Annotated in this window: 14 protein-coding genes, 1 other RNA gene and 1 riboswitch; of the genes, 6 read left to right on the top strand and 9 right to left on the bottom strand. The window is 63.9% G+C overall.

The features are described 5' to 3' along the window. The 6 genes from thiC to BGN91_RS13075 all read right to left on the bottom strand — a co-directional run. Positions 1 to 1853: phosphomethylpyrimidine synthase ThiC (gene thiC / locus BGN91_RS13100; protein ID WP_292613807.1), on the bottom strand; the 1853-nt coding region annotated here is incomplete at its 3' end. A 25-nt stretch (positions 1854 to 1878) separates the two neighbouring features. After that, positions 1879 to 2265 (bottom strand): hypothetical protein, encoded by a 387-nt coding sequence (locus BGN91_RS13095; RefSeq protein ID WP_292613806.1) that lies wholly within the window; start codon positions 2263 to 2265, stop codon positions 1879 to 1881. 9 nt (positions 2266 to 2274) lie between these two features. Next, positions 2275 to 2883, bottom strand: a complete 609-nt coding sequence (locus BGN91_RS13090; RefSeq protein WP_292613805.1) for a thiamine phosphate synthase — start codon at positions 2881 to 2883, stop codon at positions 2275 to 2277. Next, on the bottom strand, positions 2870 to 3652 hold the full coding sequence (locus BGN91_RS13085; protein WP_292613804.1) for a thiazole synthase: 783 nt from the start codon (positions 3650 to 3652) through the stop codon (positions 2870 to 2872). The genes BGN91_RS13090 and BGN91_RS13085 overlap by 14 nt, the downstream gene beginning before the upstream one ends. Before the next feature lie 153 nt (positions 3653 to 3805). Beyond that, positions 3806 to 4003, bottom strand: coding sequence for a sulfur carrier protein ThiS (gene thiS / locus BGN91_RS13080; RefSeq protein WP_292613802.1), 198 nt, complete (start codon positions 4001 to 4003; stop codon positions 3806 to 3808). 4 nt (positions 4004 to 4007) lie between these two features. After that, positions 4008 to 5024, bottom strand: coding sequence for an FAD-dependent oxidoreductase (locus tag BGN91_RS13075; protein ID WP_292613800.1), 1017 nt, complete (start codon positions 5022 to 5024; stop codon positions 4008 to 4010). After that, positions 5012 to 5138: riboswitch (TPP riboswitch) on the bottom strand. (Overlaps the previous gene by 13 nt.) 148 nt (positions 5139 to 5286) lie before the next feature. Between BGN91_RS13075 and BGN91_RS13070 the strand changes: the two genes are divergently transcribed. Continuing rightward, positions 5287 to 6768, top strand: a complete 1482-nt coding sequence (locus BGN91_RS13070) for a hypothetical protein (RefSeq protein ID WP_292613798.1) — start codon at positions 5287 to 5289, stop codon at positions 6766 to 6768. A 21-nt stretch (positions 6769 to 6789) separates the two neighbouring features. On the opposite strand, the gene BGN91_RS13065 is transcribed toward BGN91_RS13070, so the two are convergent. Beyond that, entirely contained in the window at positions 6790 to 7173 is a 384-nt protein-coding gene (locus BGN91_RS13065; protein ID WP_292613856.1) for a transglycosylase SLT domain-containing protein, read from the bottom strand. Between the two features lie 114 nt (positions 7174 to 7287). Here BGN91_RS13065 and BGN91_RS13060 point away from each other — a divergent pair, with 114 nt between their 5' ends. After that, a complete protein-coding gene (locus BGN91_RS13060) occupies positions 7288 to 7752 on the top strand; it encodes a hypothetical protein (protein ID WP_292613797.1) in 465 nt (154 codons plus the stop codon). Between the two features lie 266 nt (positions 7753 to 8018). Further along, entirely contained in the window at positions 8019 to 8543 is a 525-nt protein-coding gene (locus tag BGN91_RS13055; protein WP_292613794.1) for a PRC-barrel domain-containing protein, read from the top strand. A 72-nt stretch (positions 8544 to 8615) separates the two neighbouring features. Here BGN91_RS13055 and BGN91_RS13050 read toward each other — a convergent pair whose 3' ends face one another. Continuing rightward, positions 8616 to 10172 carry a DUF4403 family protein gene (locus tag BGN91_RS13050; protein WP_292613792.1) on the bottom strand — a complete coding sequence of 519 codons (1557 nt, stop codon included), beginning with the start codon at positions 10170 to 10172 and terminating at the stop codon, positions 8616 to 8618. Between the two features lie 376 nt (positions 10173 to 10548). Here BGN91_RS13050 and BGN91_RS13045 point away from each other — a divergent pair, with 376 nt between their 5' ends. Further along, positions 10549 to 11769, top strand: a complete 1221-nt coding sequence (locus BGN91_RS13045) for an extensin family protein (protein ID WP_292613790.1) — start codon at positions 10549 to 10551, stop codon at positions 11767 to 11769. Between the two features lie 142 nt (positions 11770 to 11911). Here BGN91_RS13045 and rnpB read toward each other — a convergent pair. Continuing rightward, an RNA gene (gene rnpB / locus BGN91_RS13040) (RNase P RNA component class A) lies at positions 11912 to 12330 on the bottom strand. 121 nt (positions 12331 to 12451) lie between these two features. On the opposite strand from rnpB, the gene BGN91_RS13035 reads away from it, so the two are divergent. Together BGN91_RS13035 and BGN91_RS13030 are read left to right on the top strand one after the other, a co-directional pair. Beyond that, the gene (locus BGN91_RS13035; protein WP_292613789.1) at positions 12452 to 12607 is read left to right on the top strand and encodes a hypothetical protein; all 156 of its coding nucleotides are present in this window, start codon (positions 12452 to 12454) and stop codon (positions 12605 to 12607) included. 118 nt (positions 12608 to 12725) lie between these two features. Continuing rightward, positions 12726 to 13043, top strand: coding sequence for a hypothetical protein (locus BGN91_RS13030; protein ID WP_292613855.1), 318 nt, complete (start codon positions 12726 to 12728; stop codon positions 13041 to 13043). Positions 13044 to 13156 lie beyond the last annotated feature (113 nt).

Below are 13156 nucleotides of genomic sequence, written 5' to 3'. Positions count from 1 at the left end.
TTGAACTTCTGGCTCATCTGCGCCATGCCGTCTTCGATGGTGCCTTTCATCGTCACACCCGCGCTTAAGCCGAGCGCCGCCTTCTCGTTGTCGCCGAGCGTCGCGGCGTAGTCGCGCACGTCCTGCGTGATCTTCATCGAGCAGAATTTCGGCCCGCACATCGAACAGAAATGCGCGACCTTGTGCGCCTCCTTCGGCAGCGTCTCGTCGTGGAAGGCGACCGCCGTGTCCGGATCGAGGCCGAGGTTGAACTGGTCCTGCCAGCGGAAATCGAACCGCGCCCGCGACAGCGCGTCGTCGCGCAGTTGCGCCGCCGGATGACCCTTGGCGAGATCGGCGGCGTGCGCCGCGATTTTGTAGGTGATCACGCCGGTCTTGACGTCGTCGCGGTTCGGCAGGCCGAGGTGCTCCTTCGGCGTCACATAGCACAGCATCGCGCAGCCGAACCAGCCGATCATGGCGGCGCCGATCCCCGACGTGATGTGGTCGTAGCCCGGCGCGATGTCGGTGGTGAGCGGGCCTAGCGTATAGAACGGCGCCTCGCCGCACTCTTTAAGCTGCTTGTCCATGTTGATCTTAATCTTGTGCATCGGCACATGGCCGGGACCCTCGATCATCACCTGGCAGCCCTTCTTCCACGCGATCTGCGTCAGTTCGCCGAGCGTTTCGAGCTCCGCGAACTGTGCGCGGTCGTTGGCGTCGGCGATCGAGCCGGGACGCAGGCCGTCGCCCAACGAAAACGACACGTCGTACTTGCGCATCAGGTCGCAAATCTCTTCGAAGTGCGTGTAGAGGAAGCTCTCCTTGTGATGGGCGAGGCACCACTTCGCCATGATCGAACCGCCGCGCGAGACGATGCCGGTGACGCGGTTCGCGGTGAGATGGATGTAGGGCAGGCGCACGCCGGCGTGAATCGTGAAGTAATCGACGCCCTGTTCGCACTGCTCCACCAGCGTGTCGCGGTAAAGCTCCCACGTCAGCTTGACCGGATCGCCGTCGCATTTCTCCAGCGCCTGATAGATCGGCACCGTTCCGATGGGAACGGGAGAATTGCGCAGGATCCATTCGCGCGTGGTGTGGATGTTGCGTCCCGTCGAGAGGTCCATCACCGTGTCGGCGCCCCAGCGGATCGCCCACACCATCTTGTCGACCTCTTCTTCGACCGAGGAGGTCACCGCGCTGTTGCCGATGTTGGCGTTGATCTTCACCAGGAAATTGCGACCGATAATCATCGGTTCGAGTTCGGCGTGGTTGATGTTGCAAGGAATGATGGCGCGGCCGCGCGCGATCTCCTCGCGCACGAATTCCGGCGTGATGAAGGCGGGCACGGACGCGCCGAAGGATTCGCCGTCGGCCAGCGCGGCCTCGGCGCGTTCGAGCTGCGTCTTGCGCCCGATGTTCTCGCGCTCCGCGACGTAGATCATCTCCTTGGTGATGATTCCGGCGCGGGCGAATTCAAGCTGGGTGATCGGCGCATCGCCGACGCCGCGTAGCGGCTTGTGATGCGCCTTGAAGGCGGCAGCGGCGTGCTTGGCGCCGACATTGCCGTTGTCCTCCGGCTTGATCTCGCGACCTTCGTATTCCTCGACCCCTCCGCGCTCCTTCACCCAGGCGAGGCGCGCGCGCGGCAGGCCGGCGTTGACGTCGATGATGACGTTCGGGTCGGTGTAGGGACCCGACGTATCATAGACCGGCAGGTTCGGTTCGCCTGCGCCCTCGGAAAGAAGGATCTCACGCAGCGGTACGCGCAGGTCCGGCGCGGCATCGGGCGCGGAGAAAATCTTGCGCGAGGCGGGTAGCGCGCCGGTGGTGACGGCGGGGCGGGTGGTGTCCGGGTTCGAGCGGATGTTCATGACGTTTCTCCGGTTCGAGACGAATTCAATGCAAGTAGCCGAGAAGGCTGAAGACGATGCCGATCGCGAGCCAGACCAGCCCGGCGATCATCGCCATGGCGCGGTGGCGCAGAAACGCGCGTGCGCCCGCATAAAGGAATGGCGGCTCGATGATGCGGATCGCGCCGGCGGCAATCAGCAGCCAGCCGAACAGCGTCACGATCACGCGCCAGTCCGATGTCCAGACGTTGTGGGTCAGTACGATGGCGAGGCCGCCGAGCATGACCATCAGTCCGCCGAGGAACATCAGGGCGCGGCTGGCCAAAAACTCCTCCGCCATCGCATCGAAACTCTGTCGGTTGAGCAGCACGGCAAGACCGGCCGTTATCATGACCGGACCGATCAGTCGCGCGATGAAGATCGATGTCTGCATGACGGCACCTCATGCGGTTTCAATCGCCTGTTCGAGCCACGCTTTCACCCGCGCATCGGGGTCTGGGTTCTGCGTCACGTCGCTGACCACGGCGATGGAATCTGCGCCGGCGGCGAAAATCTCCGCCGCCTGCTCCAGCTTGATGCCGCCGATGGCGACCAGCGGGATATTGCCGACGCGCTTTTTCCATTCGGCGATTTTCGGAATGCCCTGCGGAGCGAAGCGCATCGATTTCAGGGTGGTCGGAAAAATCGGACCGAGCGCGATGTAGTCCGGTTCGGCCGCCAGCGCGGTGTCAAGCTCAGTATCGTCGTGGGTGGAGAGGCCGAGCGTCAGCCCGGCTTTGCGGATCTCGTGGACGTCCGCCTCCGCCAGATCTTCCTGGCCGAGATGGACATGCTTCGCGCCGGCGACGATCGCCGCGCGCCAGTAGTCGTTGACCACGAGTCGCGTCTGCGTGCCCTTGACGATCTCCAGCGCGTCGCTGACGAGCTGCAGCGCTTCGCCGTCGTTGAGGTCCTTCGCGCGCAACTGCAGCGTGCCGACGCCGAGGCCGGCCAGGCGGCGCACCCAGTCCAGCGAGTCGATCACGGGATAGAAGCGATCAGGATACGGCATGCCAGAACGGTGTCCCTACCACGGGGGTTGAGGGGGAGGCGAAGTCGCGGGTCTCCATCAGGCCCGCCTCATAGGCGCTCCGGCCGGCTTCGACCGCGAGCTTGAATGCGCCGGCCATCGCTACCGGATCAGCGGCCTTGGCCACGGCGGTGTTGAGCAGCACGGCGTCGTAGCCGAGTTCGAGAGCGTGCGCCGCGTGTGAGGGCGCGCCGATGCCGGCGTCGACGACGAGCGTGATGTCCGGCAGCCGCGCGCGCAGCAGCCGCAAGGCGTCGCGATTGGTGATGCCCTTTGCGCTGCCGATCGGCGCGGCCCACGGCATCACCACTCTGCAGCCGGCATCGACCAGCCGCATTGCGACGCCGAGATCCTCGGTGCAGTAGGGGAACACCTCGAAGCCGTCCTTGATCAGGATCGACGCGGCTTCGACCAGTCCGACCACGTCGGGTTGCAGCGTGTCGTTGTCGGCGATGACCTCGAGCTTGATCCAATGGGTGCCGAACAACTCGCGTGCGAGCTTCGCCGTGGTGACGGCTTCACGCACGCCGCGGCAACCGGCGGTGTTCGGCAGTACGGTGACGTCGAGCTCGCGGATCAGCGACCAGAATGCGTCGCCGGTCCTGCCGCCCGCCGTTTCCCGACGCAGGGACACCGTGACGATCTGGCTGCCGGAGGCGCGGATCGCGTCCTGCATGATCTTCGGCGACGGATACAGCGCGGTGCCGATCAGCAGGCGGGAGGAAAACGATTTGCCGTAGAAGTTGACCATTCAAATCTCCCGGTCATTCCGGGGGGTGCCGAAGGCGCGAAACGGCAATCCAGTTGCGCCGGTTGCAGAAGTGTCCGGATTCCGCCTTCGCTCGCTGCGCGAGCACCCCGGAATGACGTCAAGTGTTGTTACGAGAGTAAACAAATCCATCGCTCACCCTCCCTGCCGCGGCGTGATGATCTCGATTTCGTCGCCGCTCTTCAGAATCGCGTCAGCCCACTGGCTTTTCGGCAGCACTTCGAAGTTGACGGCGATCGCGACATGCGTGCCCTCGTAGGCGAGTTCGCTCAGCAGCGCGTCCACTGTCTGCGCCGCGATCTCCCGCTGTTCGCCATTGACGGTCACTTGCACAGCGTCACCCGCATTGCATCACCTCGTTGTCGATCTCGCCGCGCGCGACGTAACCGAGCGTCAGTTCCGCCAGCGCCGGCGCCAGCAGGAAGCCATGGCGGAAAAGCCCGTTGACGGCGATACGTCCGTCGCGGATCGCGATGCGTGGCAGGTTGTCGGGAAACGCGGGGCGCAGACCCGAACCGATCTCCACGATCCGCGCCTCCCCGAAGGCCGGATGCACGGCATAAGCCGCACTGAGCAGTTCCAGCGCGGAACGCACGCTGACGCCCTCATCCTCGCGTTCGATCGAGCTGGCGCCGATCATGAAGCGGTTGCCCTCGCGCGGAATGATGTAGAGCGGCCAGCGCGGATGCAGCAGGCGCACCGGGCGCGACAGCGCGATCTCGCTCGTTTCGACGATCACCATTTCGCCCTTGACGCCGCGCAGATCGGGAAAGGCATCGCGCGCGGCGAGACCGCGGCAATCGATCGCAAGGCCATCGATCTCGGCGGGCTCGGGCGCGCTGCCGAATTCGATCCGGCCGCCGGCGGCGCGGACGCGCGCATGCAACTCGGGCAACACGCGGCGCGGCTCGACATGGCCTTCGTCCGGAAAGAACAGCGCTTCGCGAAACCGACCGTCGAGCGACGGCTCGAGCGTGCTCACATCGTCGCCCTGAATGCGCCGATGGCCCGAGGTCATGCGCGCAAAACGCTCGAAGTCGGAGCGGTCTCGCGGATGCGCCACCACCAGGGATCCGTTGAAAGGGGTGCCGGGAACCTGTTCGCGCCAAAGCACGAGCGAGCGAAGGCCGAGGCGCGTGACGATAGGTTCGGAGACCTCCGCCTCGCACCACGGCGCCAGCATGCCGCCCGCCCAGTGGCTGGTGGCCTGCGTCATTGCGTCGGTGCCGCGTTCGTGAAGCGTGACGGTGTGTCCTGCCTTGGCGAAAAATAACGCCTGCCAGGCGCCCGCAATGCCTGCACCGATCACCGCGACGGGGGAATCCCGACGTATCTCACGCGTATTCTGAAACATCCCTGTCCCTTCGCCGGCATGACCCGGATCAGGTTCAAAGGGTCACCGCGCTGTCGCGACAATCGCGAACGGGCGATATCTCAGCTCCCTGACGGAGCACCCCTCGGAACAGCTTTAATTTAGGCGGATAGGCGAGAGTGTCAACGCGGGAACGCGCGGTCTCCCATGCGGTTCCGGCATTTTACCCGAAATTATGCTTTGCCGCGAATAATCGGGCGCCGGCGCGGCGGTCGCGCTGCTGGTTCGTCGATCGGATTCCCGGATGAGCATCGCATACACAGAGCGGGCCGAAACGCGTAACCCCATTGTTGCCGCTCCGGCTTGGCTGTTCGTCGGAGCGGGCATCTATCTGCTGCTGCTGATCCATGGCGACGGTCTGCTCAGGGACGCCGACACGTTCTGGCAAATCAAGGTCGGACAATGGATCGCGGCGCACCACGCGGTGCCTTTCACCGACATCTATTCCTTCACGCGCGCGGGTGAACCGTGGATATCGACGTCGTGGCTGGCGCAGGTGTTGTTCGCGCAGGCATTCGATGTCGGTGGCTGGGCCGGCGTCGTGGTTCTGACGGCTCTTGCTGCGGCCGGGGCCTACACGCTGCTTGCGCACGCTCTCTGTCGTTTCCTGCCACCGTTACAGGTCGGCGTGGTGATCTGCGCGGTTTTCGTGCTGGCGTCACCGCACCTTCTTGCCCGCCCGCACGTGCTGGCGATGCCGGTTATGATTGCATGGGCGAGCGGACTGGTCTCGGCCAGCCGCCGCGGCAACGCGCCGTCGCCGTGGTTGTTGCCGCTGATGATTGCGTGGGTCAACCTCCATGGCAGCTTCGTGTTCGGCCTGGCGCTGATCGGCGCCTTTGCGCTCGATGCCTTGTGGAATGCCGAGGCCGGGCGGCGCAAGCGCGTGGCGCTCGGATGGATGCTGTTCGGGGTAGCGGCGCTCGGCGCCAGCGGCGTCACGCCCTATGGCTGGGGTTCGCTGCTGGCGGTGCGGAACATTCTCGGGCTCGGAAAGGCATTGTCGCTGATCGTCGAATGGCGGCCGGCGGATTTTTCCCACGTCAGTGCGATTGAAGTTTGCCTGCTCGGCCTGCTCGGCCTTGCGCTCTTTCGCGGCGTCCGCCTCACGCCGCCACGGATATTGCTGGTGCTCGGCCTGACGCAAATGGCGCTGGCGCACAATCGCAATATCGAGGTCTTCGCGTTCCTGCTGCCGCTGGTGGTGGCGGAGCCGCTATCTGTGCAGTTCGCGGCGCTGCGCAGAACGGAAGGCAGGGCTATTTCCCTGTCGGCGGCGCGGGTCGCTGCCGTCGTGCTCCTGCTCGGCGGCTTCACCGCAGCCTTCGTCGCCAGCCGTCCCTACGTTCCCGCTGATGGAAAATCGCTGACCGGGGCCGTTCAGGCGCTGAAGGATCACGGCGCGCGCCGCGTTCTCAACGAATACGCCTTCGGTGGTTTGTTGATCGCAGCCGATGTGCCGGTCTTCATCGACGGCCGCACCGAACTCTACGGTGAACAGTTTGTCCTTGCTCACGACAATGCCCTCCGGCTTTGGGACATCGGCAAGTTCCTGGCGCTGCTCGACACCTATCGCATTGATGCGACGCTGCTCGATCCCTCGTCGCCCGCGGTCCATCTGCTCGATCGCCTCGCCGGCTGGCGTCGGATTTACGGCGACCGCGACGCAGTGGTGCATATACGGACCACCGACTTGGCTTCGCAGATCAGGCCGTCGTTGGATTGAAACAGTTTCGGGTCGCGAACTTCAGCGCGGCGCGATCGACAGCGGTGCGCCGGGATATTCCGCGTCCGCGCTCATGGTCTCGTGCTGAGCGCGCTGCTGCCGCTGCCGCTTCGCCACGTAGTAGTAACCGCCGGCATAATAGGCGACGGCGCGGTTATGATTGCCGTGAGCCGCGCGATAGGCGCCGGCGAGATACTTCACGGCGTAGGTAAGATTGGTTTCGGGATCGAGCAGCCCTTCGGCTGTTCCGGTGTAGCCCAGGCCGCGCGCTGTCGCGAGCTTGATCTGCATCATGCCATAGTTGCCGCGGTGAACGGCGCGCGGATTGTAGCGGCTCTCCCGCACGATGACGCGATGGACCAGTTCCACGGGAACGCCGTTGGCTTGCGCGTGCGCCGCCACCATCGACTCGTATTGCGCGCGCTGCGCGAGCGACGGCTGCGGCAATGCCAGCACAACGACAATAAGAAACGGAGCAAATTGACGCAAAATCACCGATACCCCTTACAGCCAACCTAGATGTCTATCGCCACAATCGCGACTTTCCTGTGGCAAATCGACGGGCCGGACGCAAGGCTCACGAAGTTCCGTAAACCCTGGAAACAGGAAATTTCAGGCGCCGCCTCCCACACCCGCTCCGGGATCAATTTCGCATCACAAATAAAGACGCATTCGAAAACGTCGCAAATTTGTCGCGAGCGTGAGTCTAGGATCGCGCTCGCGGATTTCGTGACGAAACGAGCCCGGCAAATCCGCGAACGCAAAGCAGATGGGAGAAGCGTCATGGTCGCTGCCGTATCTGATTGTTTGCCTCATCAAAATCCTTGTGCGCAATGCGGCCATCCGATCGCCGCGCCGGTCTGGTTCGAGGATGAACCTCGCCGGACCTGGTATCTCTGGCAGTGCGCCCACTGCGGCTATCAGTTCGAAGCGGTCGCGTTCTTCGCCGAGAGCAACAGCGAGCCGAGTGCGATCGCGGCCTGAAGGCCGGCGCCGCGCTGGGACATACCGTCGCATCACCACGCTTCCGCATGTCCGGAAGCGGCGGCGTCGATGCGTTGTCGCCGTTGGCGCGGATGCCTTTATTCACGCGTCGTTTAGCGCGCTGCTGCGCGCGCGAATCCACTCGGATTCTTCGCGCGTTATCCGCTCGCCGGGCCCGGGAACTGAGCGGCCGTAATGTTCCGGGGAACGACTGCCCCGGTTGTGTGTTCTGGCTACTGATTTCAAAAATCGAAGGAGGTACACTGATGATTGCCAAGCATATCACTGTCGCATTGATCGGATCCGCGCTATTGGCGACGGCGGCGGTCGCAGAGACGCCAGGCAGCACGACGAACACCATGAGCGCTCCGGCGGCTACCTCGTCAGAATCCGGCTATCATGGCGACTGGCGTTCGTCGAAGATGATCGGCCTCAACGTCTATAACGACTCCAACGAGAAGCTCGGATCGATCAGCGACATGCTGTTGAACAAGAGCGGAAAGATCAACGCAGCAGTGATCGGCGTTGGCGGGTTCCTCGGCGTCGGCGAGCGCCTCGTCGCGGTATCCTTCGACAAGCTGAAGTTCGTCGATACGCCGGTGCCCTCGACATCGGCCTCGTCGACGACGAAAGCGCCGGCCGGCGGCACCACCACCGGCTCGACCACGTCGGCGCCCGCGACGACGACAGCGACGACAGCGAAGTCCAATCCTTGGTATCCGGATCATGCCGTGTTCAGCGCAACCAAGGATCAGCTGAAGTCGATGCCGGAGTTCAAATACGCCGAGTAGTTGGCGGATCGGAGCGGAATGACAACGCGCCCGGTTTTGACCGGGCGCGTTCTGCGCTGGGCGAACCACGCCTCATAGCGCCGGCAGCGTCCTGACCTCGACGTCCATGGCGCCCGTCGCCTCGGCGATGACGCGCACGGTTTTGGAATCGAAGGCGAGGTCGGCGAGTTTCAGGTCCGTGATCTCGGCCGTGACGCGGACCCCGCCCTCGCTTTTCTGAATATCCGCGATGACCTCCGCGATCTTCTCTCTCGCGCTCGATGCGAACGGCTTGAGGTCGATGGTCGCCCTCTCGGCCAGGGCCCGTTGCAGATAGGGCATGGCGGCATGGGCGGCGGCGCCAAGCAAGCCGAATGCCGTCTCGGATTCGACCGCGAGGCGGATATCGGTCAGCCGCAATGTCTGCCGGGTCTGGTCGAGCACGGGTTTACCCCAGATGTGGACGGTGGCCTCGCCGCCCAGACCGAACCAGCTTTTCTTCTCCGTGGCATGGACCAGCAGCGAAATCAGAAGGCGGTCGCCGGCCGCAGCGACGCTGGCCTGTTTGACAGTGACGCCGACAGGGCCGCTGCCGTCCTCGGGAAATGTCTTGCCGGCGAGTTGGGCCTCGATCACCCTGTTGATGTCGGTGAAGGGCAGGTCGATCGGAACGCCGATGTTCAGCCTGCCCGGCATCGCCGGCACGATGGCGAGCGTCCCGGGGAACGGACAGTCCGGTTTGGTCGCCGTGCCGGTGATCCGCGTTTCGGCCTCGACCCCGAGCGTCAGCGTGAGGTTGCTTGCATCGATCCGTGGTTGAACCGCGATGGCGCGTACCGGCTTCAACTCGAGATACAGATCGCGCAATCCGGCCGCCCCCTTCAACGGAATCGAACGGCACATTTGCGCCCATTGCAGCCGCGCGCTGCGCTCCAGAACCGGATCGTTGCGGATGCGCTGTTGCAGGCTCGCGAGCTGTTCGTTGACGGCTCTGTCGATGACCGGTTTGACCTGCGAGGGGACGTTGAGGCGGGCGCCGGCGACCGAAAGATTGGTGTCGCCGAGGTGGACTTGCGCGCTCATCTCCGGATTGATGCGCCAGTTCGCGGTCAGCACGGGCCTGGCCGCCATTACGACATTGCCTTTGATTTCGGCGTTGGCGTTCAGGTTCTTGATGTTCACGCGTCCGATCTGCTTGGCGACGTTGCCGCCGAGCAGGCTTCCGAGCGCATTGCCGATCGCGCCTTGGGCCTCTGCCGACAGCGACCCCGTGACCTTGAGGGTGCCGCTCAGCGGCGTCGACAGCGACAGCACGTTGTTTGCGCCTGTGGCGCTCATCGCACCGCGCGACGCAGTCCATCCGATGTCCGCGTTCTGAAGAATATGCGCGGCCGGGTTGTCGACCTTGCCAGAGAAGTTGCGCGGCGCGGCTCGGTCGGCGGCATCGCGAATGACGGCGAGCGGAATCGTGATCGGGGCGATGATGCTCGAGGCGCGAGTGACGGCAGCCAGCGGCGGCAATGTCGCAAGCACGGGCTTGTTGAGTTTGGAGGGCGACAACCAGTCCATGGCCTTGAGGCTGACGAAGAAGGACCCCGCCAGGACAGCGGCACCAAGCAGGATCGTCTTGAGCTTGAACGCAGGCCGCATTGGCTCCCCGACAAAAATTACCCCGCGACGAACCTACAGGCAGCCGGCGATGGAGGCCAGCGCACGCGGCTGCGGCGGCAATGTCCAATGCAAAATGTCGGGGCTCGCGAAAATCGCGAGATGCGGGGGGTGCTGGTCGCTAGAAAACGCCCAGCACGATCGCGCAGACGAAGGCGAGCGCGATATAGGCGGTCACCATGCTCATGCGGCCGGCGAAAGTCATGCGAGGCCTCCCTGACCGCCATTGGTCCGTCGTAACGCGGGAAGCTCGTCACCCGTTCCCGGCATTTCCATTGTGCGTCGCGGCAAGGTGGTTAAAAATCACTGAACACAACGCGTTGAAGAAGCCTTAAATAAATTCGCAGAACTTGCGCGGATGACGCGCAGAGTTGCCTTGTATCTCGTCGGCTCCGTCGTCCTTGTGTCGCTGGCAGGTTGCGGGCGCGGTTTTTTTCAGACCGCGGAACGCGAGCCGTGGCGGGCCGAGGCCGAAGCCGCTTGTCTGAAATCCGGTGAGGTCAGGGAAAGCGCCGATCTCGTTCGCATCCGTCCGATCAATGGCCCCGGCGTCTGCGGCGCCGAATTTCCTCTGAAGGTCTCGGCGCTCGGGGAAACTCCGGCCTACGGCTTTGCCGACGAGGATCTCAGACCTCCCGCCTCGGTCGGTCGCAATCAGCCGCGCTGGCCGATCGCACGGCCGTCATATACGCCGTCGCCGTATCCTGAGACAGCCGCTCGTCAGCCCGTTGACGGCGGCAACCCGAGCGGTCCGGTCTCGCTGGCTGCGCCCGGCGTGCGTCCTGTTGAAGACGGGGTCGACCTGCCGCCGGAAGGTACGCTGGGTGCGGATCGCGCATCGTCCTATCCGTCTGACGACGGTTACGCGCAACCCTATCCGGGCTCGCAATCCCAATCCTCATCCCGGCTCTATGGCGGCGAGCGATCGTCCGCATATCCAGCAACGCCTGCGCCAGGTTCGTCGCAACAGGATTCGCTGCCGCGCCTTGGACCTGCGCGCGGGACCATCACCAGCGCGGTTGGGCCTGTCGCCGTGAAGCCGGCCGCCACGCTTGCCTGTCCGATCGTCTCGGCGCTCGATCGCTGGTTCGCCGATGCAGTCCAGCCGGCGGCGATGCGCTGGTTCGGTGCGCGCGTCGTCGAAATCAAGCAGATCTCCGCCTATTCCTGCCGCGGAATGAACGGTAACCCGCATGCGCATATCTCCGAGCACGCCTTCGGCAACGCGCTGGATATCGCGGGATTCACGCTGGCGGATGGGCGATACGTTTCCGTGCAGCATGGCTGGAAGGGATTGCCGGAAGAGCAGGGTTTCCTGCGGGATGTGGAAGGAACAGCCTGTCAGCGCTTCACCACGGTGCTGGCGCCGGGGGCGAACGTCTATCACTACAATCACATCCATGTTGATCTGATGCGCCGCGCGAGCGGGCGCGCGATCTGCAAGCCGGCGGCGGTCTCCGGTGAAGAGGTTGCGGCGCGCGCCGGGCGCGGTACCTATGCCGGGCGCGAGCCTGCGGTGACGGGATCACTCGGCGGCAGAACGAGCCGTTCCCACCGCCACGACGACGATGACGAGTAGCGGCGCGCAGAGCGGAATTTGACATTCGCAAGCGGTCTGCTGTGATTTTCTGAAAATGGCGAGGGGTCCGGCGTGGCTGCGCCGAACCCCTCATCGACAGTCTTCACAGTCGAACGCGTTTTGTTGACGCGAGCTTCGCGAACATATCAGCCGGCCTGTAAGCCGGGTTCTGTAGGGCACCGCGTGCTTGCGGCGCGCGATACGTGACGGCCATTCCTCTGGGACAACGTTTGCACGTTGCCTCGTGCAACCTACCCGAACAGCGAGCCCGACACGGCCCTGCGATGTTATCGCCGAGGCGAACCTCTCGCGATGCTGTCCCTATTCGGTTTTGCTCCCGGTGGGGTTTGCCATGCCGTCTCCGTCGCCGGAGACGCGGTGCGCTCTTACCGCACCTTTTCACCCTTACCTTCCCCGAAGAGAAGGCGGTTCGTTCTCTGTGGCACTTTCCCTAGGGTCGCCCCCGCCGGATGTTATCCGGCACCGCATGTCGATGGAGCCCGGACTTTCCTCTCCCGCAAGCCTTTCGGCCGGAGCAGGAGCGGCCGTCCGGCCGACTGACGCGATACGCATGACGGTTGCGGGGGACGGCGTCAAGCCACGCCGGATGCGTTTCGGTGGTGGAACTCCCCTCGGCATTGATCATTGAATCCCTGCGGCAATGTCCGCGAGGGAGGTTGTCATGACCGATTTGCGCCTTTGGCGTCCGACCCACGGCGTCCCGGCCGAGGACATGCGCGGGGTCGTGCCCGAGGAGGCCAACTATGCCATCGGCTGGACGCTCAGCACGCTTCTGACGCTGGCGGTGGTGTGCATCGTCTGGACGTTCGGTTTCTAAGCCGAAAGCCGGCGCGTCCGCCGGCAGTGATTGGACCCGTACGGTGGCCTGTTTGCGCGACATCCCGCCGCGTTGTCGTGCTGTGACCGATCAACATCTTCCCGTCACGGAGCAAACAGTGAGCGATTATCACCGAGCGGAACTGGACCGGCATTTTGCATGGTTCGAAGACAAAATGCCGCCATGGCTGGCGAACTTCATAGGGTGGGTGCGCAAGCCGTCGTTGTCATCCCGGCTGGTCCGCGTTCCGGTGGCGATGCTGCTGATCGCCGGCGGCATCTTCAGCTTTCTGCCGGTGCTGGGGCTTTGGATGTTGCCGCTGGGACTCATCCTGATCGCGCAGGATCTGACGTTTCTGCAAAAACCGATGGCGCGGATGCTCGGCTGGATCGAACGCAAGTGGCTGGAGCGGAAAGCTGCAAAGCGCTCGTCGTGAAAGTTTTTCTCGAAGCAATTCGCTCCGACTTCTTGCGGCAATGTGACTCACATATCGCTGGAGTGTGACTCAAATGCCAGTTTCGCGTGAAAAACCGGCGCAAAGATGCGATT

This window comes from Nitrobacter sp. 62-13, from assembly GCF_001896955.1.
Lineage (GTDB): Bacteria > Pseudomonadota > Alphaproteobacteria > Rhizobiales > Xanthobacteraceae > Nitrobacter.
This window is presented reverse-complemented; position numbering and strand designations above follow the sequence as displayed.